Consider the following 22818-nt stretch of genomic DNA (forward strand, 5'->3'; position numbering starts at 1 on the left):
TGTGGGGTTTTGTCGTCACTGGGATAAACGCGCAAGTAACCGGGGAGCCTTTCGAGGCGTTCGAACCCGTAATTGGAGTGCCTCATGGCCAAGAAGATTACCGCTTACATCAAGCTGCAAGTGAAGGCCGCTCAGGCCAACCCTAGCCCACCCGTCGGTCCAGCTCTGGGTCAGCACGGCGTGAATATCATGGAATTCTGCAAGGCCTTCAACGCCCGTACTCAGGGTCTTGAGCCAGGTCTGCCGACTCCAGTGATCATCACTGTATACAGCGACCGTAGCTTTACTTTCGAAACCAAGTCGACTCCGGCTTCGGTTCTGTTGAAGAAAGCTGCTGGTCTGACTAGCGGTTCCGCTCGTCCGAACACCGTTAAGGTTGGCACCGTAACTCGTGCTCAGCTGGAAGAAATCGCGAAAACCAAAAACGCGGATCTGACTGCAGCTGATATGGATGCAGCCGTGCGTACCATCGCCGGTTCTGCTCGTAGCATGGGCCTTAACGTGGAGGGTGTGTAATGGCTAAGCTGACCAAGCGCCAAAAGGCTATCGCCGGCAAAATCGAAGCAGGCAAGGCCTACAACTTTGTAGACGCCGCTGCCCTGCTGACCGAGCTGTCGACTGTCAAGTTCAGCGAGTCCGTTGACGTTGCTGTAAACCTGGGTGTTGACCCACGTAAATCCGACCAGGTCGTTCGTAGCGCTACTGTGCTGCCACACGGTACTGGCAAGACTGTACGTGTAGCTGTCTTCACCCAAGGCCCGGCAGCTGAAGCTGCTCTGGCCGCTGGCGCTGATCGCGTTGGCATGGACGACCTGGCTGCCGAAATGAAAGGCGGCGACCTGAACTACGACGTAGTTATTGCATCCCCGGATGCAATGCGTGTTGTAGGTCAGTTGGGTCAGATCCTGGGTCCACGTGGTCTGATGCCTAACCCGAAAGTCGGCACCGTAACGCCAGACGTAGCCACTGCGGTCAAAAACGCCAAGGCTGGTCAGGTTCGTTATCGCACTGACAAAAACGGCATCATTCACACCTCCGTTGGCAAAGTCGGCTTCGATGCCGTCAAGTTGAAGGAAAACGTTGAAGCCCTGATCGCTGATCTGAAGCGTATCAAGCCAGCTTCTTCGAAAGGTATCTACGTCAAGCGCGTTACCCTGAGCACCACTATGGGCCCAGGTCTGGTCATCGACCAAGGCTCGCTGGACGTATAAGACACAAATTGGTGCGAGCGATCGCGCCAATTGAAAAAATTGGGGTCCCTGCCTGGCGGGGGCTATCCAAGACCGTAGGCGACGCAAGTCTTAAACCACAAGCCTACGCAGATGGTGCTCCCGGTTCCTTACCGAATCAGACACCAAAACGACATCCGGCTTCGGCCAGATGAAACGGTAACAAGCAGGAGTTAAACCCGTGGCAATTAATCTCGAAGACAAGAAGGCCATCGTCGCTGAAGTCAACGAGGCTGCCAAAGCTGCTCTGTCCGCTGTCGTGGCTGATGCCCGTGGTGTGACAGTAGGCGCTATGACCGGACTCCGTAAAGAGGCTCGTGAAGCTGGCGTATACGTACGTGTTGTACGTAACACCCTGCTCAAGCGCGCTGTTGCTGACACTGAATACAGTGTCCTCAACGACGTGTTCACCGGCCCGACTCTGATCGCGTTCTCCAAAGAACATCCAGGCGCTGCTGCCCGTTTGTTCAAGGAATTTGCCAAGAGTCAGGATAAGTTCGAGATCAAGGCAGCTGCGTTCGAGGGCAAGTTCCTCGCAGCTAACCAAATCGACGTACTGGCAACACTGCCGACCCGCAACGAAGCCATTTCGCAGCTGATGAGCGTGATTCAAGGCGCTACCAGCAAGCTGGCTCGTACTCTGGCCGCAGTTCGCGAGCAAAAAGAAGCTGCCGCAGCCTAAGGCTGAGCGACTTCTCTCGCGTATTTTTGTTTATTTCGATGGCCGAGTAGGCCGTCCCCCAATTCAGGAAATACAGCAATGTCTATCTCCCAAGACGATATCCTCAACGCCGTAGCTGAAATGTCGGTTCTGCAGGTTGTTGAGCTGATCAAAGCTTTCGAAGAAAAATTCGGCGTTTCCGCTGCCGCTGCTTCCGCTGGCCCAGCTGTTGCTGCTGTTGCTGCTGAAGAGCAAACCGAATTCAACGTCATGCTGCTGGAAGCTGGCGAGAAGAAAGTAAACGTGATCAAGGCAGTACGTGAACTGACCGGTCTGGGCCTGAAAGAAGCCAAGGCTGTAGTTGACGGCGCTCCTGCCCAGGTTCTGGAAGCAGTGTCGAAAGACGCCGCTGACAAAGCCAAAGCAGTGCTGGAAGAAGCAGGCGCTAAAGTCGAGCTGAAGTAAGCATCGACCTTGCGTCTCCAGCCCAAGCGTTAAGCTGAAGGCTGATGGCTGGTGGCTCTTGCCACCGGCCTTTTTCCGTTCTTGGCTGTCGACTCGGTCGCCGCCAATAACGCGCTGTAACCACCCGATGCGGTGGTGCAAACCATGGGGTTTGCAAGATTTTCTGGCTGCTCCCGTCGGAGGGGCCAAACAAGCAGGTGACCAAGCTGGGGAACGCTGATGGCTTACTCATATACTGAGAAAAAACGTATCCGCAAGGACTTTAGCAAGTTGCCGGACGTCATGGATGTCCCGTACCTTCTGGCTATCCAGCTGGATTCGTATCGTGAATTCTTGCAGGCGGGAGCGACCAAAGATCAGTTCCGCGACGTGGGCCTGCATGCGGCCTTCAAATCCGTTTTCCCGATCATCAGCTACTCCGGCAATGCTGCGCTGGAGTACGTCGGTTATCGCCTGGGCGAACCGGCATTTGATGTCAAAGAATGCGTGTTGCGCGGTGTTACGTACGCCGTACCTTTGCGGGTAAAAGTCCGTCTGATCATTTTCGACAAAGAATCGTCGAACAAAGCGATCAAGGACATCAAAGAGCAAGAAGTCTACATGGGTGAAATCCCATTGATGACTGAGAACGGTACCTTCGTAATCAATGGTACCGAGCGTGTTATCGTTTCCCAGCTGCACCGTTCCCCGGGCGTGTTCTTCGACCACGACCGCGGCAAGACGCACAGCTCCGGCAAACTCCTGTACTCCGCGCGGATCATTCCGTACCGTGGTTCGTGGTTGGACTTCGAGTTCGACCCGAAAGACTGCGTGTTCGTGCGTATCGACCGTCGTCGCAAGCTGCCGGCCTCGGTACTGCTGCGCGCGCTCGGCTATACCACTGAGCAAGTGCTCGACGCCTTCTACACCACCAACGTATTCAGCCTGAAGGATGAAACCCTCAAGCTGGAGCTGATCGCTTCGCGTCTGCGTGGTGAAATTGCCGTCCTGGACATCCAGGATGAAAAAGGCAAGGTCATTGTTGAGGCTGGCCGTCGTATTACTGCGCGCCACATCAACCAGATCGAAAAAGCCGGTATCAAAGAGCTGGAAGTGCCTCTGGACTACGTCCTGGGTCGCACTACCGCCAAGGTTATCGTTCACCCGGCGACAGGCGAAATCCTGGCTGAGTGCAACACCGAGCTGAACACCGAGATCCTGGCCAAAATCGCCAAGGCTCAGGTCGTTCGCATCGAGACCCTTTATACCAACGACATCGACTGCGGTCCGTTCATCTCCGACACTCTGAAGATCGACTCCACCAGCAACCAATTGGAAGCGCTGGTCGAGATCTATCGCATGATGCGTCCAGGCGAGCCGCCAACCAAAGACGCTGCCGAGACCCTGTTCAACAACCTGTTCTTCAGCCCTGAGCGCTATGACCTGTCTGCGGTCGGCCGGATGAAGTTCAACCGTCGTATCGGTCGTACCGAAATCGAAGGTTCGGGCGTGCTGTGCAAGGAAGATATCGTCGCGGTACTGAAGACCCTGGTCGACATCCGTAACGGTAAAGGCATCGTCGATGACATCGACCACCTGGGTAACCGTCGTGTTCGCTGCGTAGGCGAAATGGCCGAGAACCAGTTCCGCGTTGGCCTGGTACGTGTTGAGCGTGCGGTCAAAGAGCGTCTGTCGATGGCTGAAAGCGAAGGCCTGATGCCGCAAGACCTGATCAACGCCAAGCCAGTGGCTGCGGCGGTGAAAGAGTTCTTCGGTTCCAGCCAACTGTCCCAGTTCATGGACCAGAACAACCCGCTCTCCGAGATCACCCACAAGCGCCGTGTTTCTGCACTGGGCCCGGGCGGCCTGACCCGTGAGCGTGCCGGCTTTGAAGTTCGTGACGTACACCCGACGCACTACGGTCGTGTTTGCCCGATCGAAACGCCGGAAGGTCCGAACATCGGTCTGATCAACTCCCTGGCCGCTTATGCGCGCACCAACCAGTATGGCTTCCTCGAGAGCCCGTACCGAGTGGTGAAAGACGCTCTGGTCACCGACGAGATCGTGTTCCTGTCCGCCATTGAAGAAGCTGATCACGTGATCGCTCAGGCTTCGGCCACGATGAACGACAAGAAAGTCCTGATCGACGAGCTGGTAGCGGTTCGTCACTTGAACGAGTTCACCGTCAAGGCGCCGGAAGACGTCACCTTGATGGACGTTTCGCCGAAGCAGGTAGTTTCGGTAGCGGCGTCGCTGATCCCGTTCCTGGAGCACGATGACGCCAACCGTGCGTTGATGGGTTCCAACATGCAGCGTCAAGCTGTACCGACCCTGCGCGCTGACAAGCCGCTGGTAGGTACCGGCATGGAGCGTAACGTAGCCCGTGACTCCGGCGTTTGCGTCGTGGCTCGCCGTGGCGGCGTAATTGACTCCGTTGATGCCAGCCGTATCGTGGTTCGTGTTGCCGATGACGAAGTTGAAACTGGCGAAGCCGGTGTCGACATCTACAACCTGACCAAATACACCCGCTCGAACCAGAACACCTGCATCAACCAGCGTCCGCTGGTGAGCAAGGGTGATCGCGTTCAGCGTAGCGATATCATGGCCGACGGCCCGTCCACCGACATGGGTGAACTGGCACTGGGTCAGAACATGCGCATCGCGTTCATGGCATGGAACGGCTTCAACTTCGAAGACTCCATCTGCCTGTCCGAGCGTGTCGTTCAAGAAGACCGCTTCACCACGATCCACATTCAGGAACTGACCTGTGTGGCCCGTGACACCAAGCTTGGCCCAGAGGAAATCACTGCAGACATCCCGAACGTGGGTGAAGCTGCACTGAACAAACTGGACGAAGCCGGTATCGTTTACGTAGGTGCTGAAGTAGGCGCAGGCGACATCCTGGTCGGCAAGGTCACTCCGAAAGGCGAGACCCAACTGACCCCGGAAGAAAAACTGCTGCGTGCCATCTTCGGTGAAAAAGCCAGCGACGTTAAAGACACCTCCCTGCGTGTACCTACCGGTACCAAAGGTACTGTCATCGACGTACAGGTCTTCACCCGTGACGGCGTTGAGCGTGATGCTCGTGCACTGTCCATCGAGAAGACCCAGCTCGACGAGATCCGCAAGGACCTGAACGAAGAGTTCCGTATCGTTGAAGGCGCGACCTTCGAACGTCTGCGTTCTGCCCTGGTAGGCCACAAGGCTGAAGGCGGCGCAGGTCTGAAGAAAGGTCAGGACATCACCGACGAAATCCTCGACGGTCTTGAGCATGGCCAGTGGTTCAAGCTGCGCATGGCTGAAGATGCTCTGAACGAGCAGCTCGAGAAAGCCCAGGCCTACATCGTTGATCGCCGCCGTCTGCTGGACGACAAGTTCGAAGACAAGAAGCGCAAACTGCAGCAGGGCGATGACCTGGCTCCAGGCGTGCTGAAGATCGTCAAGGTTTACCTGGCAATCCGTCGCCGCATCCAGCCGGGCGACAAGATGGCCGGTCGTCACGGTAACAAAGGTGTGGTCTCCGTGATCATGCCGGTTGAAGACATGCCGCACGATGCCAATGGCACCCCGGTCGACGTCGTCCTCAACCCGTTGGGCGTACCTTCGCGTATGAACGTTGGTCAGATCCTTGAAACCCACCTGGGCCTCGCGGCCAAAGGTCTGGGCGAGAAGATCAACCGTATGATCGAAGAGCAGCGCAAGGTTGCAGACCTGCGTAAGTTCCTGCACGAGATCTACAACGAGATCGGCGGTCGCAACGAAGAGCTGGACACCTTCTCCGACCAGGAAATCCTGGATCTGGCGAAGAACCTGCGCGGCGGTGTTCCAATGGCTACCCCGGTGTTCGACGGTGCCAAGGAAAGCGAAATCAAGGCCATGCTCAAACTGGCGGACCTGCCAGAAAGCGGCCAGATGCAGCTGTTCGACGGCCGTACCGGCAACAAGTTCGAGCGTCCGGTTACTGTTGGCTACATGTACATGCTGAAGCTGAACCACTTGGTAGACGATAAGATGCACGCTCGTTCTACCGGTTCGTACAGCCTGGTTACCCAGCAGCCGCTGGGTGGTAAGGCTCAGTTCGGTGGTCAGCGTTTCGGGGAGATGGAGGTCTGGGCACTGGAAGCATACGGTGCTGCTTACACTCTGCAAGAAATGCTCACAGTGAAGTCGGACGATGTGAACGGTCGGACCAAGATGTACAAAAACATCGTGGACGGCGATCACCGTATGGAGCCGGGCATGCCCGAGTCCTTCAACGTGTTGATCAAAGAAATTCGTTCCCTCGGCATCGATATCGATCTGGAAACCGAATAACACGTGACGCGAATCGAGAGCGGGGCTGTTTAGCCCGCTCTCTGCTCCGCCAGGAGGAAAGGCCTTGAAAGACCTACTGAATTTGCTGAAAAACCAGGGTCAAGTCGAAGAGTTCGACGCCATCCGTATTGGGTTGGCATCGCCTGAGATGATCCGTTCGTGGTCGTTCGGTGAAGTTAAAAAGCCGGAAACCATCAACTACCGTACGTTCAAACCTGAGCGTGACGGCCTGTTCTGCGCCAAGATCTTTGGCCCGGTTAAGGATTACGAGTGCCTGTGCGGTAAGTACAAGCGCTTGAAGCACCGTGGTGTGATCTGCGAGAAGTGCGGCGTTGAAGTTGCACTGGCCAAGGTTCGTCGTGAGCGCATGGCGCACATCGAACTGGCTTCGCCGGTTGCCCACATCTGGTTCCTGAAATCGCTGCCGTCCCGTATCGGCTTGCTGATGGACATGACCCTGCGTGATATCGAACGTGTTCTCTACTTCGAGAGCTATGTCGTTATCGATCCAGGCATGACCACCCTTGAAAAAGGTCAACTGCTGAACGACGAGCAGTACTTCGAAGCGCTGGAAGAGTTCGGCGATGATTTCGATGCCCGCATGGGTGCCGAAGCTGTCCGCGAACTGCTGCACGCTATCGACCTGGAGCACGAGATTGGCCGTCTGCGTGAAGAGATTCCGCAAACCAACTCCGAAACCAAGATCAAGAAGCTGTCCAAGCGTCTGAAGTTGATGGAAGCCTTCCAGGGTTCCGGCAACTTGCCAGAGTGGATGGTGCTGACCGTTCTGCCGGTTCTGCCGCCAGACCTGCGTCCGCTGGTACCGTTGGATGGTGGTCGTTTCGCGACTTCCGACCTCAACGACCTGTACCGTCGCGTGATCAACCGTAACAACCGCTTGAAGCGCCTGCTTGATCTGTCCGCTCCGGACATCATCGTGCGCAACGAAAAGCGTATGTTGCAAGAAGCTGTCGATGCCCTGCTCGACAACGGTCGTCGTGGCCGCGCTATCACCGGTTCGAACAAGCGTCCTCTGAAATCCCTGGCTGACATGATCAAGGGCAAGCAAGGTCGTTTCCGTCAGAACTTGCTCGGTAAGCGTGTTGACTACTCCGGTCGTTCGGTAATTACCGTAGGCCCGACCCTGCGTCTGCACCAGTGCGGTCTGCCTAAGAAGATGGCACTTGAGCTGTTCAAGCCATTCATCTTCGGCAAGCTGGAAATGCGCGGTCTTGCGACCACCATCAAAGCCGCCAAGAAAATGGTCGAGCGCGAACTGCCAGAGGTTTGGGACGTTCTCGCCGAAGTGATCCGCGAACACCCGGTTCTCCTCAACCGTGCACCGACCCTTCACCGTCTGGGTATCCAAGCGTTTGAACCGGTACTGATCGAAGGTAAGGCTATCCAGCTGCACCCGTTGGTCTGTGCTGCGTACAACGCCGACTTTGACGGCGACCAAATGGCCGTGCACGTACCGCTGACACTGGAAGCCCAGTTGGAAGCGCGTGCGTTGATGATGTCGACCAACAACATTCTGTCGCCAGCCAACGGTGAGCCAATCATCGTTCCGTCGCAGGACGTTGTATTGGGTCTGTACTACATGACGCGTGAAGCGATCAACGCCAAGGGCGAAGGTCGTGTGTTCGCTGACCTGCAAGAAGTTGACCGTGTGTTCCGTGCCGGCGAAGCCGCACTGCACGCCAAGGTCAAAGTGCGGATCAACGAAACCGTCAACGATCGTGATGGCGGCAGCGTGAGCAACACTCGTATTGTCGACACCACTGTCGGCCGTGCGTTGTTGTACCAGGTTGTGCCAAAAGGTCTGTCGTACGACGTCGTCAACCTGCCGATGAAGAAGAAGGCGATCTCCAAGCTGATCAACCAGTGCTACCGCGTGGTTGGTTTGAAAGAGACCGTGATCTTCGCTGACCAGTTGATGTACACCGGTTTTGCCTATTCGACCATTTCTGGCGTTTCCATCGGTGTTAACGACTTCGTTATCCCGGATGAAAAAGCCCGCATCATCAGTGCTGCCACTGATGAAGTGAAAGAGATCGAAAGCCAGTACGCCTCCGGCCTGGTAACCCAGGGCGAGAAGTACAACAAGGTAATCGACCTTTGGTCCAAGGCGAACGACGAAGTTTCCAAGGCGATGATGGCCAACCTCTCGAAAGAGAAAGTCATCGACCGTCACGGCGACGAAGTTGACCAAGAGTCCTTCAACTCGATGTACATGATGGCCGACTCGGGCGCACGGGGTTCTGCTGCGCAGATCCGTCAGCTCGCCGGTATGCGTGGCCTGATGGCCAAGCCGGACGGTTCCATCATCGAAACGCCGATCACTGCGAACTTCCGTGAAGGTTTGAGCGTACTTCAGTACTTCATCTCGACTCACGGTGCTCGTAAGGGTCTTGCGGATACCGCGTTGAAAACTGCTAACTCCGGTTACCTGACTCGCCGTCTGGTAGACGTTGCACAAGATCTGGTTGTAACCGAGATCGATTGCGGCACAGAGCATGGCCTGCTGATGACGCCGCACATTGAAGGCGGTGACGTTGTAGAGCCGTTGGGTGAGCGCGTATTGGGTCGTGTTATTGCCCGTGATGTATTCAAGCCAGGTACCGAGGAAGTTATCGTTCCTGCCGGCACCCTGGTTGATGAGAAGTGGGTCGAGTTCATCGAACTCAACAGCATCGACGAAGTGATCGTTCGCTCGCCGATCAGCTGCGAAACCCGCTACGGCATCTGCGCCAAATGCTACGGCCGTGACTTGGCTCGTGGTCACCAGGTGAATATCGGTGAAGCGGTCGGCGTTATCGCTGCCCAGTCCATCGGTGAGCCCGGTACCCAGCTGACCATGCGTACATTCCACATCGGTGGTGCGGCAAGCCGGACCTCCGCAGCCGACAGCGTTCAGGTGAAGAATGGCGGTACTGTCCGTCTGCACAACCTGAAACATGTTGAGCGAGTGGATGGTCACCTGGTTGCTGTGTCCCGTTCCGGTGAGCTGGCAATCGCTGATGACTACGGTCGTGAGCGTGAGCGTTACAAGCTGCCGTACGGTGCTGTGATTTCGGTTAAAGAAGGTGACAAGGTCGACGCTGGCGCAATCGTGGCCAAGTGGGATCCGCACACTCACCCAATCGTTACCGAAATGAAAGGTACCGTGACCTACGTGGGCATGGAAGAAGGCATCACGATCAAGCGTCAGACTGACGAATTGACCGGTATGACCAACATTGAAGTACTCGACGCGAAAGATCGTCCAGCTGCCGGCAAGGACATCCGTCCTGCCGTGAAGATGGTCGATGACAACGGCAAGGATCTGTTGCTGCCAGGCACTGACGTAATCGCTCAGTACTTCCTGCCAGCCAACGCCCTGGTCGGTGTAGCGGATGGTGCGAAGATCGCCATCGGTGATGTTATCGCGCGTATCCCGCAAGAAACTTCGAAAACCCGTGACATCACCGGTGGTCTGCCGCGTGTTGCCGACTTGTTCGAAGCGCGTCGTCCGAAAGAAGCGTCGATTCTGGCTGAAGTCAGCGGCACCATCGCGTTCGGTAAGGAAACCAAGGGCAAGCGCCGTCTGGTCATTACCCCGAACGACGGTAGCGATCCGTATGAAGAGCTGATTCCGAAGTGGCGTCACCTGAACGTCTTCGAAGGCGAACAGGTAAACCGCGGCGAAGTTATCTCTGACGGTCCAAGCGATCCACATGACATCCTGCGTCTGCTGGGTGTAAGTGCGCTGGCCAAGTACATCGTTAACGAGATCCAGGACGTTTACCGCCTGCAAGGCGTGAAGATCAACGATAAGCACATCGAGACCATCCTGCGTCAGATGCTGCGTAAAGTTGAAATCGCTGAATCCGGCGATTCCAGTTTCATCAAGGGCGACCAGATGGAACTGACTCACGTACTGGTGGAAAACGAGCGCTTGGCGACCGAAGACAAATTCGTGTCCAAGTTCACTCGCGTGCTGTTGGGTATCACCAAGGCGTCGTTGTCGACTGAATCGTTCATCTCGGCGGCCTCTTTCCAGGAGACCACCCGCGTACTGACCGAAGCAGCGGTAACCGGCAAGCGCGATTACCTGCGCGGCCTGAAAGAAAACGTAGTTGTGGGTCGTTTGATCCCAGCCGGTACCGGTTTGGCTTACCACAGCGAGCGTAAGCGCCGCCGTGATGCTGACAAGCCGTTGCGCGTAAGCGCCAGTGAAGTGGAAGCTGCACTGACCGAAGCGCTGAACTCCAGCGGTAACTGAGTTCTGCGATAAATAAGTCCGGGCCCTGGCAGCCCCCATTCGTCGGATCGAGGCAGTTTTGTCCCGGTTCGATGAGAGGGGAGGTCGGGGCCTTGCCTTGACTGGGGACAAGATCCTCTTTAGACTCTTGTACCCCTAAATTTGGCGGGAATTCGTTCCTGCCATTTTGCTTTTCTTGCAAGACAATAGCGTCGCAAGACAACAGTGGAGCTAGTAGATGGCAACTATCAACCAGCTGGTACGTCAGCCGCGTAAGCGTATCGTCGAGAAATCCGACGTGCCTGCGCTGCAGAACTGCCCGCAACGTCGTGGCGTATGCACTCGCGTGTATACCACTACGCCGAAAAAACCTAACTCGGCACTGCGTAAAGTATGCCGTGTGCGCCTGACCAACGGTTTCGAGGTTTCCTCGTACATCGGTGGTGAAGGTCACAACCTGCAAGAGCACAGCGTGGTACTGATCCGCGGCGGTCGTGTAAAAGACTTGCCAGGTGTTCGTTACCACACCGTACGCGGCTCCTTGGATACTTCCGGCGTTAAAGGTCGTAACCAGGGTCGTTCGAAGTACGGTACCAAGAAGCCTAAGTAGTAGCGGCTTTTTGTAACACTGAATCATCTTATTTTCTGAGTCGATAAGAGTAAGGTCGGAGGCGTCCCGAAAGGGCACCGATTCCGAGCGAACCTGAAGACCGTTTGAGGGCTTATCCATGCCAAGAAGACGCGTAGCAGCCAAGCGCGAAGTGCTTGACGATCCAAAATACGGAAGCCAAATCCTGGCCAAGTTCATGAACCACGTGATGGAAAGCGGCAAGAAAGCCGTTGCCGAGCGTATCGTTTATGGCGCGCTGGAGAAGGTTAAAGAACGCAAGAACAGCGATCCCCTGGAAATCTTCGAGAAAGCTCTCGACGCCATCGCTCCGCTGGTCGAAGTGAAGTCGCGCCGTGTAGGCGGTGCTACTTACCAGGTTCCGGTCGAAGTTCGCCCGTCCCGTCGTAACGCTCTGGCAATGCGCTGGTTGGTAGACTTCGCCCGTAAGCGCGGCGAGAAGTCTATGGCTCTGCGTTTGGCCGGCGAGCTGTTGGACGCTGCTGAAGGTAAAGGTGCTGCTGTTAAGAAGCGTGAAGACGTGCACCGTATGGCTGAAGCTAACAAAGCTTTCTCGCACTACCGCTTCTAATCTTAGCTTCACTAATTTTGCGAGGGCTTTATGGCTCGTACTACTCCGATTAGCCGCTACCGTAACATCGGTATCGTTGCTCACGTGGATGCTGGTAAAACCACCACCACCGAGCGCGTACTGTTTTACACCGGCAAAAGTCACAAAATGGGCGAGGTGCATGATGGCGCCGCGACCACAGACTGGATGGTTCAGGAGCAGGAGCGTGGTATTACCATTACTTCTGCTGCTATTACCGCCTTCTGGAAAGGTTCCGAGAAGCAGTACAAAGACGAGCATCGCTTCAACGTAATCGATACCCCGGGTCACGTAGACTTCACCATTGAAGTTGAGCGTTCCCTGCGCGTACTCGACGGCGCTGTCGTTGTGTTCTGCGGTACTTCGGGTGTTGAGCCTCAGTCGGAAACCGTATGGCGCCAAGCCAACAAGTACGGCGTTCCACGTCTTGTTTATGTAAACAAGATGGACCGTGCTGGTGCCAATTTCCTGCGCGTGATCGGTCAGATCAAGCAGCGTCTGGGTCACACCCCGGTGCCAATCCAATTGGCTATCGGTTCCGAAGACAACTTCCAGGGTCAGATTGATCTGATCAACATGGAAGCTGTTTACTGGAATGATTCCGACAAAGGTATGGTTCCTGTTCGCAAGCCTATCCCTGCAGAGTTGCAGGAACTGGCTGACGAGTGGCGCAACAACATGGTTGAGGCTGCGGCCGAAGCCAGCGAAGAGCTGATGAACAAGTACCTCGAAGGTGAAGAGCTCACCAACGTGGAAATCAAGGCTGCTCTGCGTCAGCGTACTATCGCTGGTGAGATCGTCCTGGCTGTTTGCGGTTCTTCCTTCAAGAACAAGGGTGTTCCCCTGGTTCTCGACGCCGTTATCGACTACCTGCCGGCTCCAACCGACATTCCTGCTATCAAGGGTACCAACCCTGATAACGAGGAAGAAGAAATGGAGCGTCACGCCGATGACAGCGAGCCGTTCTCGGCTCTGGCGTTCAAGATCGCTACCGACCCATTCGTGGGTACTTTGACCTTCGTCCGCGTTTATTCGGGCGTGTTGGCCTCCGGCGACGGCGTGATCAACTCGGTTAAAGGCAAGAAAGAGCGCGTGGGTCGTATGGTGCAAATGCACGCAAACGCCCGTGAAGAGATCAAGGAAGTGCGCGCTGGTGACATCGCGGCCCTGATCGGCATGAAGGACGTCACCACGGGTGAGACTTTGTGCGACGCTGCCAAGCCAATCATCCTGGTTCGCATGGACTTCCCGGAGCCGGTTATTTCGGTTGCCGTAGAGCCTAAGACCAAGGATGACCAGGAAAAAATGGGTATCGCTCTGGGCAAGCTTGCTCAGGAAGATCCATCTTTCCGCGTCAAAACTGATGAAGAGACTGGTCAAACGATCATCTCCGGCATGGGCGAGCTTCACCTGGACATCCTGGTTGACCGGATGCGCCGTGAGTTCAACGTCGAAGCCAACATCGGTAAGCCTCAGGTTTCCTATCGTGAGCGCATCACGAAAAACTGTGAAATCGAAGGCAAGTTCGTTCGTCAGTCCGGCGGTCGTGGTCAGTTCGGTCACTGCTGGATCCGTTTTGCTCCTGCTGACGAAGGTCAGGAAGGTCTGCAATTCGTGAACGAAGTAGTAGGTGGTGTGGTTCCTAAGGAATACATCCCTGCTATCCAGAAGGGTATCGAAGAGCAGATGAAGAACGGTGTTGTTGCCGGCTATCCGCTGATCGGCCTGAAAGCAACCGTTTTTGACGGTTCTTACCACGACGTCGACTCCAACGAGATGGCGTTTAAGGTGGCTGCTTCCATGGCAACCAAGCAACTGGCCCAGAAGGGCGGTGGTGAGTTGCTTGAGCCAATCATGGCGGTAGAAGTTGTTACACCTGAAGACTATATGGGTGATGTCATGGGCGACCTTAACCGTCGTCGCGGCATGATCTTGGGTATGGAAGACACGGTTTCCGGCAAAGTGATTCGCGCCGAGGTTCCGTTGGGTGAGATGTTCGGTTATGCGACCGACGTTCGCTCCATGTCCCAGGGTCGCGCAAGCTACTCTATGGAATTCAAAAAATACAACACAGCTCCGGCGCACATCGCTGAAACTGTATCCAAAAAACAAGGCTGATTCAGTCCTTTAGGCAAGGAGTTAATTGTCGTGGCTAAAGAAAAATTTGATCGTTCCCTACCGCACGTCAACGTTGGCACCATCGGTCACGTTGACCACGGTAAAACCACTCTGACTGCTGCTCTGACTCGCGTTTGCTCCGAAGTTTTCGGTTCCGCAATCGTTGATTTCGATAAAATCGACAGCGCGCCAGAAGAAAAAGCTCGTGGTATCACCATCAACACCGCGCACGTTGAATACAACTCGCTGATCCGTCACTACGCTCACGTTGACTGCCCAGGTCACGCTGACTATGTGAAGAACATGATCACCGGTGCTGCTCAAATGGACGGCGCTATCCTGGTTTGCTCGGCCGCTGATGGTCCGATGCCACAAACCCGTGAGCACATCCTGTTGTCCCGCCAGGTAGGCGTTCCGTACATCGTGGTTTACCTGAACAAGGCTGACCTGGTAGACGACGCTGAGCTGCTGGAACTGGTTGAGATGGAAGTGCGCGATCTGCTGAGCACTTACGACTTCCCAGGTGACGACACTCCGATCATCATCGGTTCTGCTCGTATGGCTCTGGAAGGCAAAGACGACAACGAAATGGGCACCACGTCCGTTCGTAAGCTGGTTGAGACTCTGGACAGCTACATCCCAGATCCAGTCCGTGTTATCGACAAGCCGTTCCTGATGCCAATCGAAGACGTATTCTCGATTTCCGGTCGCGGTACTGTTGTAACTGGTCGTATCGAGCGCGGTATCGTCAAGGTTCAAGATCCACTGGAAATCGTTGGTCTGCGTGACACTACCGTCACCACCTGCACCGGTGTTGAAATGTTCCGTAAGCTGCTCGACGAAGGTCGTGCTGGCGAGAACTGCGGCGTTCTGCTGCGTGGTACCAAGCGTGACGACGTTGAGCGTGGCCAGGTTCTGGTTAAGCCAGGTTCGGTTAAGCCGCACACCAAGTTCGAAGCTGAAGTGTACGTGCTGAGCAAAGAAGAAGGCGGTCGTCACACTCCGTTCTTCAAAGGCTACCGTCCACAGTTCTACTTCCGTACTACTGACGTGACTGGTAACTGCGAACTGCCGGAAGGCGTAGAAATGGTAATGCCAGGCGACAACATCAAAATGGTTGTCACCCTGATCAAAACCATCGCTATGGAAGACGGTCTGCGTTTCGCAATCCGTGAAGGCGGCCGTACCGTTGGTGCTGGCGTCGTAGCTAAAATCATCGAGTAATTATCTCTTCTGAGATAGCTCTGATGTTTTGAAAAGGCCCCCGCTCAGCGGGGGCCTTTTTTATTGGGTTGACACCTATCAGGGCCGTCTATAGAATTGCGCCTCCTTTTAACGGGCGTATTGCGCTCGCTGGGAATAGCAGCCGGAGTCTGAAATCCAATGCAAAATCAGCAAATCCGTATCAGGTTGAAGGCTTTTGACCATCGCCTGATCGACCAATCCACCCAGGAAATCGTGGAAACCGCGAAACGTACTGGTGCACAAGTGCGTGGTCCAATTCCACTGCCTACCCGTAAAGAGCGGTTCACCGTTCTGGTCTCCCCGCACGTCAACAAAGACGCGCGTGACCAGTACGAGATCCGTACTCATAAGCGCGTACTGGACATTGTCCAGCCAACGGATAAAACCGTTGATGCACTTATGAAGCTCGATCTGGCGGCCGGTGTGGAAGTACAGATCAGCCTCGGCTAAGACTCGGGTCTTAGTCGTGTAACGCTCTGAAATGGGCGGCCATAGCGGGTGAAAGCCCCGTACACTCATGAGGTTTACAACATGACTATTGGTGTAGTCGGTCGTAAATGCGGTATGACCCGTATTTTCACCGAAGAAGGTGTCTCCATTCCGGTCACGGTCATTGAGATCGAGCCGAATCGCGTCACCCAGTTCAAAACTGAAGAAACCGATGGCTATCGTGCAGTGCAAGTCACTGTCGGCGAGCGTCGTGCTTCGCGTGTGACTGCTGCTCAAGCAGGCCACTTCGCTAAAGCAAACGTTGCAGCTGGTCGCACTGTTATGGAGTTCCGTCTTGAAGACGGTGACTACCAGGCTGGCGATCTGATCAACGCTGAAATCTTCGCTGCTGGTCAACTGGTTGATGTAACCGGTCAGTCCAAAGGTAAAGGCTTCCAGGGTACGATCAAGCGTTGGAATTTCCGTGGCCAAGACAACACTCACGGTAACTCCGTTTCCCACCGCGTCCCGGGCTCTATTGGCCAGTGCCAGACTCCTGGTCGTGTATTCAAGGGCAAAAAAATGTCCGGTCATATGGGCGCTGAGCGCGTGACCGTGCAGTCCCTCGAAGTAGTGCGCGTCGACGCTGAACGCAATCTGTTGTTGGTCAAGGGTGCTGTTCCTGGCGCTACTGGCGGCAACCTGGTTGTACGTCCAGCGGCCAAGGCTCGCGGTTAAGGGGAAGCTGACATGCAATTAAATGTAAATGACGCTCAAGCGATCGAAGTTTCCGAACTGACATTTGGCGGCGAATTCAACGAGACGCTGGTTCACCAAGCAGTCGTGGCCTACATGGCCGGCGGCCGTCAAGGTAGCAAGCAGCAAAAGACCCGTTCCGACGTACGTGGTGGCGGTAAGCGCCCTTGGCGTCAGAAAGGTACTGGCCGTGCTCGTGCCGGTACTATCCGTAGTCCAATCTGGCGTGGCGGCGGTACCACTTTCGCAGCTCGTCCGCAGGATCACTCGCAGAAGCTCAACAAGAAGATGTACCGCGCAGCTCTGCGCTCCATCCTTGCTGAACTCGTGCGTACTGACCGTCTGGTCGTGGTTCAGGACTTCGCTGTTGAAAGCCCGAAAACCAAAGATCTGCTGGGCAAACTGAACAACATGAGCCTGACCGACGTTTTGATCGTGTCGGAAGCTGTTGATCAGAACCTGTACCTGGCTGCTCGCAACCTGCCACACGTTGATGTACGTGACGTGCAAGGTTCCGATCCAGTTAGTCTGATCGCATACGACAAGGTGTTGATCACCGTGTCGGCCGTGAAGAAATTCGAGGAGCTGCTGGGATGAACCAGGAACGCGTATTTAAAGTTCTGCTTGGCCCGCACGTTTCCGAAAAGGCTACGGTTCTGGCTGACAAGAAAGGCCAGTTCGTTTTCAAGGTTGCAACTGACGCAACCAAGCTGGAAATCAAGAAGGCCGTCGAAAGCCTGTTCAGCGTGAAAGTAGAGCGTGTTACTACCCTGAATGTTCTGGGTAAGAGCAAGCGCACTGCTCGCGGTCTGGGCAAGCGTAATGACTGGAAGAAGGCAGTTATCTCCCTTCAGCCAGGCCAAGATCTCGATTTCAGCAGCAGTGCTGAGTAAGGAAGGGGTGCATCATGGCAATCGTTAAATGCAAACCGACTTCCCCTGGCCGCCGTTTTGTGGTCAAGGTGGTCAACCAGGAGCTGCATAAAGGCGCTCCTCACGCACCGCTGCTCGAGAAAAAATCGAAGTCTGGTGGTCGTAACAACAATGGTCGTATTACCACTCGTCACATCGGTGGTGGCCATAAGCAGCATTATCGTCTGGTCGACTTCCGTCGCAACGACAAAGATGGCATCGCTGCCACTGTCGAGCGTATCGAATACGATCCAAACCGTACTGCTCACATCGCTCTGCTGCTGTACGCAGATGGCGAGCGTCGCTACATCATTGCCCCTAAAGGCGTGAGCGCTGGCGACCAGCTGATCGCAGGTGCCCTGGCACCGATCAAGCCGGGCAACGCTCTGCAACTGCGCAACATTCCAGTTGGTAGCACCGTACACGGCATCGAATTGAAGCCAGGTAAAGGCGCGCAAATCGCTCGTTCCGCTGGTGCTTCGGCTCAGCTGATCGCTCGTGAAGGTGTCTACGTGACCCTGCGTCTGCGTTCTGGTGAGATGCGTAAAGTGCTGGCTGAATGCCGCGCGACCCTGGGCGAAGTCTCGAACTCCGAGCACAGCCTGCGTTCGCTGGGTAAAGCTGGTGCCAAACGCTGGCGTGGCGTTCGCCCAACCGTTCGTGGTGTTGCCATGAACCCGGTTGACCACCCACACGGTGGTGGTGAAGGTCGTACCTCTGGTGGTCGTCATCCGGTATCGCCATGGGGCTTCCCGACTAAGGGCGCGAAGACTCGTGGTAATAAGCGTACCGACAAAATGATCGTCCGTCGTCGCAAGTAAATAGAGGGATACGACAGTGCCACGTTCTCTGAAAAAAGGTCCTTTTATTGATCTTCACCTACTGAAGAAGATCGAAGTGGCGGCGGAAAAGAACGATCGCAAACCAGTTAAGACCTGGTCGCGTCGTTCGATGATCCTGCCACAAATGGTCGGTCTGACCATCGCTGTACACAACGGTCGCTTGCACGTCCCAGTTCTCGTGAACGAAGACATGGTCGGCCACAAACTAGGCGAGTTTGCCGGTACCCGCACTTATCGTGGGCACGTGGCAGACAAGAAAGCCAAGCGTTAAGGGGTAAGGAAATGGAAGTAGCCGCTAAGTTGTCGGGCGCTCGAATCTCCGCCCAGAAAGCCCGCTTGGTCGCCGACCAGATCCGCGGGAAGAAGGTGGGCGAAGCGCTCAACCTGTTGGCTTTCAGCAGTAAGAAAGCCGCCGAGATCATGAAGAAAGTGCTGGAGTCGGCCGTAGCCAACGCCGAGCATAACGAAGGCGCAGACGTTGATGACCTGAAGGTCAGCACCGTTTTCGTCAACGAAGGGCGTTCGCTGAAGCGCATCATGCCACGTGCCAAAGGCCGTGCTGATCGCATCGTCAAGCGGTCTTGCCATATCACTGTCAAGGTTGCTGACAAGTAACGGAGTCGAAGAGATGGGTCAGAAAGTACATCCCATTGGCATTCGCCTGGGAATCGTCAAGGAGCACACCTCCGTCTGGTACGCAGACGGTCGGACTTATGCGGACTACTTGTTCGCTGATCTGAAGGTGCGTGAGTATCTCCAAGACAAACTAAAAAGCGCGTCCGTAAGCCGTATCGATATCCATCGTCCGGCGCAAACTGCACGTATCACCATCCACACCGCTCGTCCAGGTATTGTTATCGGGAAGAAAGGTGAAGATGTTGAGAAACTGCGTCAGGACCTGACCAAGCAAATGGGTGTGCCTGTGCACATCAATATCGAAGAGATCCGCAAGCCGGAGCTCGACGGTATGCTGGTTGCGCAGAGCGTAGCTCAGCAGCTGGAGCGTCGCGTAATGTTCCGTCGCGCTATGAAGCGCGCTGTACAGAACGCCATGCGCATTGGTGCCAAAGGCATCAAAATCCAAGTGAGCGGTCGTCTCGGCGGTGCTGAAATCGCACGTACTGAATGGTATCGCGAAGGTCGTGTGCCACTGCACACCCTGCGTGCCGACATCGACTATGCCAACTACGAAGCTCACACCACTTACGGTGTGATCGGTGTAAAGGTTTGGATCTTCAAAGGCGAAGTAATTGGTGGTCGCCAAGAAGAACTGAAACCACAAGCACCAGCGCCTCGTAAAAAAGCTGCTAAGTAAGGGGTACGCCAAATGTTGCAACCTAAGCGTACGAAGTTCCGCAAGCAGATGACAGGCCACAACCGTGGTCTGGCTCAGCGCGGTAGCAAAGTCAGCTTCGGCGAGTTCGCGCTGAAGTCTGTAGCTCGTGGTCGTCTCACCGCTCGTCAGATCGAGTCAGCGCGTCGTGCACTGACCCGTCACGTGAAACGTGGCGGCAAGATCTGGATCCGTGTATTCCCGGACAAGCCGATCTCCAAAAAACCTCTCGAGGTTCGGATGGGTAAAGGTAAGGGTAACGTGGAATACTGGGTAGCCCAGATTCAGCCAGGCAAAGTCCTGTATGAAATCGAGGGTGTTTCTGAAGAGCTGGCGCGTGAGGCTTTCGCCCTGGCTGCTGCAAAGCTGCCGCTCGCCACCTCCTTTGTTAAACGGACGGTGATGTGATGAAAGCGAATGAACTTCGTGAAAAATCCGCACAGCAGCTGAACGAGCAACTGCTCGGCCTGCTGCGCGACCAGTTCAATCTGCGTATGCAGAAAGCAACTGGCCAGTTGGGGCAGTCTCATCTGCTCTCGCAAGTTAAGCGTGACATCGCTCGCGTGAAGACTGTGCTCAACCAGCAGGCAGGTAAGTGATCATGGCTGAAGCCGAAAAGACTGTCCGTACGCTGACTGGCCGTGTTGTCAGCGACAAGATGGACAAAACCATCACCGTTCTGATCGAGCGTCGCGTTAAGCACCCGATCTACGGTAAATATGTTAAGCGTTCGACTAAGCTGCACGCGCACGACGAAACCAATCAGTGCCACATCGGCGACAAAGTCACTATTCGTGAAACTCGTCCGCTGGCCAAGACCAAGTCTTGGGCACTGGTTGATGTTCTCGAACGCGCTGTGGAAGTCTAAGGACTAGGGGTCGGAGAAATTATATGATTCAGACTCAATCCATGCTCGATGTGGCCGATAACAGCGGCGCTCGCCGTGTTATGTGCATCAAGGTGCTGGGTGGCTCCCATCGTCGTTACGCTGGTATCGGTGACATCATCAAAGTTACCGTGAAGGAAGCAATTCCTCGCGGTAAAGTGAAAAAAGGCCAAGTGATGACTGCTGTTGTAGTCCGCACTCGCCACGGCGTACGTCGTGCTGATGGCTCCATTATCCGCTTTGATGGCAACGCTGCTGTTCTTCTGAACAACAAGCAAGAGCCGATCGGCACCCGTATCTTTGGGCCAGTGACCCGTGAGCTTCGTACTGAGAAGTTCATGAAGATCGTCTCGCTCGCCCCAGAAGTGCTGTAAGGAGATCCGACATGCAAAAGATTCGTCGTGACGACGAGATCATCGTGATCGCCGGCAAAGACAAAGGTAAGCGCGGTAAGGTGCTTAAGGTTCTCGCTAATAACCGTCTGGTTATCGGTGGTCTGAACCTGGTCAAGCGTCATACCAAGCCTAACCCGATGTCGGGCGTGCAGGGCGGTATCGTCGAGAAAGAAGCTCCGCTGGACGCTTCTAACGTCGCCATCTTCAACGGCGAAACCAACAAGGCTGACCGCGTTGGTTTCAAAGTAGAAGACGGTAAGAAAATTCGTGTCTTCAAGTCGACCCAAAAAGCGGTTGATGCTTGAACACTGCTAGGTAGATTAGACCATGGCACGACTACAAGAGATTTACCGGAAGGAAATCGCCCCTAAGCTTAAGGAAGAACTTAAGCTTGGGAACGTGATGGAAGTTCCGCGCGTTACCAAAATCACCCTGAACATGGGTCTGGGCGAAGCGATCGGTGACAAAAAAGTCATCGAGCACGCTGTTGCTGACCTGGAAAAGATCACCGGCCAGAAAGTCGTTGTGACCTACGCTCGGAAATCCATCGCTGGCTTTAAAGTCCGTGAAGGTTGGCCGATCGGCGTCAAAGTGACCCTGCGCCGTGAGCGTATGTATGAGTTCCTGGATCGTCTGCTGTCGATCTCCCTGCCTCGGGTTCGCGACTTCCGCGGCCTGAATGCCAAGTCCTTCGATGGTCGTGGTAACTACAGCATGGGCGTGAAAGAGCAGATTATCTTCCCGGAGATCGACTACGACAAGATCGATGCTCTCCGCGGTCTGGACATCACCCTGACCACCACTGCCAAGAACGATGATGAAGGTCGCGCCCTGTTGCGTGCTTTCAAATTCCCGTTCCGCAACTGATTGGAGTAGGACCATGGCCAAGATGAGCATGAAAAACCGCGAGCTGAAGCGTCAGCTCACGGTTGCCAAGTACGCCAAGAAGCGTGCAGCACTGAAAGCAATCATCGTTGATCTGAACGCAAGTCCAGAAGCACGTTGGGAAGCGACAGTTGCCCTGCAGAAGCAGCCACGTGACGCAAGCGCCTCGCGCATGCGTAACCGCTGCCGCCTGACCGGTCGTCCACACGGCGTTTACCGCAAGTTCGGCCTCGGCCGTAACAAACTGCGTGAAGCGGCAATGCGTGGTGACGTACCAGGTCTGGTTAAAGCCAGCTGGTAAGTACTTTCGAAGTCCAGGTGGTTCGAATCGCAAGATAACGACCACCGGTGACCTTGAATCTGGAACAAGCCCCTTTTGGGGCTTGTTTCATTTCTGGAGTGTGTCTAAAATACGCGGCTCGCCTGAGCCCGTGTGTTTTACCCGGAGATTCTCGGCGACATATGTAGCCGCAAAGGCTAATTTTTTTGTATTAGGAGCGTCTAGCCCATGAGTATGCAGGACCCGTTAGCGGACATGCTAACTCGTATCCGTAATGCCCAGATGGCTGAAAAGTCCGTCGTAAGCATGCCATCTTCCAAGTTGAAGGTAGCTGTTGCCAAAGTCCTGAAAGACGAAGGCTACATTGCGGGTTATCAGATCAGCAGCGATGTAAAAGCACTGCTGTCCATCGAGCTGAAGTACTTCGAAGGCCGTTCGGTCATCGAGGAAGTGAAGCGCGTTAGCCGTCCAGGCCTGCGTCAGTACAAGTCCGCTGAAGATCTGCCGAAAGTTCGTGGCGGTCTGGGCGTGTCTATCGTCTCCACCAACAAAGGTGTGATGACGGATCGTGCTGCGCGCGCTGCCGGTGTCGGCGGCGAAGTTCTTTGCACTGTGTTCTAAGGGGGGATA

At 55.1% G+C, this 22818-nt stretch carries 26 protein-coding genes; all 26 read left to right on the forward strand.

Features of this window, described 5'->3' with window-relative positions; all coding sequences use genetic code 11:
• The first annotated feature begins 84 nt into the window (after positions 1–84).
• The 26 genes from rplK to rpsH all read left to right on the forward strand — a co-directional run bounded on the left by rplK (position 85) and on the right by rpsH (position 22809).
• On the forward strand, positions 85–516 hold the full coding sequence (rplK, locus tag NL123_RS03165; RefSeq protein WP_003176435.1) for a 50S ribosomal protein L11: 432 nt from the start codon (positions 85–87) through the stop codon (positions 514–516).
• Complete coding sequence (gene rplA, locus NL123_RS03170; RefSeq protein ID WP_003232403.1) at positions 516–1211, forward strand: 50S ribosomal protein L1; 696 nt, start codon at positions 516–518, stop codon at positions 1209–1211. Before rplK ends, rplA begins: the two co-directional genes overlap by 1 nt.
• Before the next feature lie 199 nt (positions 1212–1410).
• Positions 1411–1911, forward strand: a complete 501-nt coding sequence (gene rplJ, locus NL123_RS03175; RefSeq protein WP_010174464.1) for a 50S ribosomal protein L10 — start codon at positions 1411–1413, stop codon at positions 1909–1911.
• Between the two features lie 78 nt (positions 1912–1989).
• A complete protein-coding gene (gene rplL, locus NL123_RS03180; RefSeq protein WP_003210093.1) occupies positions 1990–2355 on the forward strand; it encodes a 50S ribosomal protein L7/L12 in 366 nt (121 codons plus the stop codon).
• A gap of 219 nt (positions 2356–2574) precedes the next feature.
• A complete protein-coding gene (rpoB, locus tag NL123_RS03185) occupies positions 2575–6648 on the forward strand; it encodes a DNA-directed RNA polymerase subunit beta (RefSeq protein WP_019819139.1) in 4074 nt (1357 codons plus the stop codon).
• A gap of 64 nt (positions 6649–6712) precedes the next feature.
• A complete protein-coding gene (gene rpoC, locus NL123_RS03190) occupies positions 6713–10912 on the forward strand; it encodes a DNA-directed RNA polymerase subunit beta' (RefSeq protein ID WP_058424562.1) in 4200 nt (1399 codons plus the stop codon).
• A gap of 217 nt (positions 10913–11129) precedes the next feature.
• Positions 11130–11501, forward strand: a complete 372-nt coding sequence (rpsL, locus tag NL123_RS03195) for a 30S ribosomal protein S12 (RefSeq protein ID WP_002555494.1) — start codon at positions 11130–11132, stop codon at positions 11499–11501.
• A gap of 118 nt (positions 11502–11619) precedes the next feature.
• Positions 11620–12090, forward strand: coding sequence for a 30S ribosomal protein S7 (gene rpsG / locus NL123_RS03200; protein WP_002555493.1), 471 nt, complete (start codon positions 11620–11622; stop codon positions 12088–12090).
• Positions 12091–12120: 30 nt separating this feature from the next.
• Entirely contained in the window at positions 12121–14226 is a 2106-nt protein-coding gene (fusA, locus tag NL123_RS03205) for an elongation factor G (RefSeq protein ID WP_010206921.1), read from the forward strand.
• 30 nt (positions 14227–14256) lie between these two features.
• Entirely contained in the window at positions 14257–15450 is a 1194-nt protein-coding gene (gene tuf / locus NL123_RS03210) for an elongation factor Tu (RefSeq protein WP_003176426.1), read from the forward strand.
• Positions 15451–15609: 159 nt separating this feature from the next.
• On the forward strand, positions 15610–15921 hold the full coding sequence (gene rpsJ / locus NL123_RS03215) for a 30S ribosomal protein S10 (RefSeq protein ID WP_003186070.1): 312 nt from the start codon (positions 15610–15612) through the stop codon (positions 15919–15921).
• Positions 15922–16002: 81 nt separating this feature from the next.
• The gene (gene rplC / locus NL123_RS03220; RefSeq protein WP_003194649.1) at positions 16003–16638 is read left to right on the forward strand and encodes a 50S ribosomal protein L3; all 636 of its coding nucleotides are present in this window, start codon (positions 16003–16005) and stop codon (positions 16636–16638) included.
• A 12-nt stretch (positions 16639–16650) separates the two neighbouring features.
• Positions 16651–17253 carry a 50S ribosomal protein L4 gene (gene rplD / locus NL123_RS03225; protein ID WP_003176424.1) on the forward strand — a complete coding sequence of 201 codons (603 nt, stop codon included), beginning with the start codon at positions 16651–16653 and terminating at the stop codon, positions 17251–17253.
• On the forward strand, positions 17250–17549 hold the full coding sequence (gene rplW, locus NL123_RS03230; RefSeq protein ID WP_002555488.1) for a 50S ribosomal protein L23: 300 nt from the start codon (positions 17250–17252) through the stop codon (positions 17547–17549). The genes rplD and rplW overlap by 4 nt, the downstream gene beginning before the upstream one ends.
• A gap of 14 nt (positions 17550–17563) precedes the next feature.
• Entirely contained in the window at positions 17564–18388 is an 825-nt protein-coding gene (gene rplB / locus NL123_RS03235; protein ID WP_003186055.1) for a 50S ribosomal protein L2, read from the forward strand.
• Between the two features lie 16 nt (positions 18389–18404).
• Entirely contained in the window at positions 18405–18680 is a 276-nt protein-coding gene (rpsS, locus tag NL123_RS03240; RefSeq protein WP_003232420.1) for a 30S ribosomal protein S19, read from the forward strand.
• Between the two features lie 11 nt (positions 18681–18691).
• On the forward strand, positions 18692–19024 hold the full coding sequence (rplV, locus tag NL123_RS03245) for a 50S ribosomal protein L22 (protein ID WP_003103908.1): 333 nt from the start codon (positions 18692–18694) through the stop codon (positions 19022–19024).
• Positions 19025–19037: 13 nt separating this feature from the next.
• The gene (gene rpsC / locus NL123_RS03250; protein ID WP_003176422.1) at positions 19038–19724 is read left to right on the forward strand and encodes a 30S ribosomal protein S3; all 687 of its coding nucleotides are present in this window, start codon (positions 19038–19040) and stop codon (positions 19722–19724) included.
• 12 nt (positions 19725–19736) lie between these two features.
• Complete coding sequence (gene rplP, locus NL123_RS03255) at positions 19737–20150, forward strand: 50S ribosomal protein L16 (protein WP_003176421.1); 414 nt, start codon at positions 19737–19739, stop codon at positions 20148–20150.
• Positions 20150–20341: a 50S ribosomal protein L29 gene (gene rpmC / locus NL123_RS03260; protein WP_002555481.1), complete on the forward strand. Its 192-nt coding sequence runs from the start codon at positions 20150–20152 to the stop codon at positions 20339–20341. The genes rplP and rpmC overlap by 1 nt, the downstream gene beginning before the upstream one ends.
• A gap of 2 nt (positions 20342–20343) precedes the next feature.
• Positions 20344–20610, forward strand: coding sequence for a 30S ribosomal protein S17 (gene rpsQ, locus NL123_RS03265; RefSeq protein ID WP_003176419.1), 267 nt, complete (start codon positions 20344–20346; stop codon positions 20608–20610).
• Between the two features lie 23 nt (positions 20611–20633).
• Positions 20634–21002 (forward strand): 50S ribosomal protein L14, encoded by a 369-nt coding sequence (gene rplN / locus NL123_RS03270; RefSeq protein ID WP_002555479.1) that lies wholly within the window; start codon positions 20634–20636, stop codon positions 21000–21002.
• 11 nt (positions 21003–21013) lie between these two features.
• Positions 21014–21328, forward strand: a complete 315-nt coding sequence (gene rplX / locus NL123_RS03275) for a 50S ribosomal protein L24 (protein WP_003176416.1) — start codon at positions 21014–21016, stop codon at positions 21326–21328.
• A gap of 22 nt (positions 21329–21350) precedes the next feature.
• On the forward strand, positions 21351–21890 hold the full coding sequence (gene rplE / locus NL123_RS03280; RefSeq protein ID WP_003194642.1) for a 50S ribosomal protein L5: 540 nt from the start codon (positions 21351–21353) through the stop codon (positions 21888–21890).
• A 13-nt stretch (positions 21891–21903) separates the two neighbouring features.
• Complete coding sequence (gene rpsN / locus NL123_RS03285; RefSeq protein WP_003176414.1) at positions 21904–22209, forward strand: 30S ribosomal protein S14; 306 nt, start codon at positions 21904–21906, stop codon at positions 22207–22209.
• 207 nt (positions 22210–22416) lie between these two features.
• Positions 22417–22809, forward strand: coding sequence for a 30S ribosomal protein S8 (gene rpsH / locus NL123_RS03290; protein ID WP_010206883.1), 393 nt, complete (start codon positions 22417–22419; stop codon positions 22807–22809).
• Positions 22810–22818: the final 9 nt, after the last annotated feature.

The sequence above is a fragment of the Pseudomonas sp. FBCC-B1565 genome, assembly GCF_059133265.1.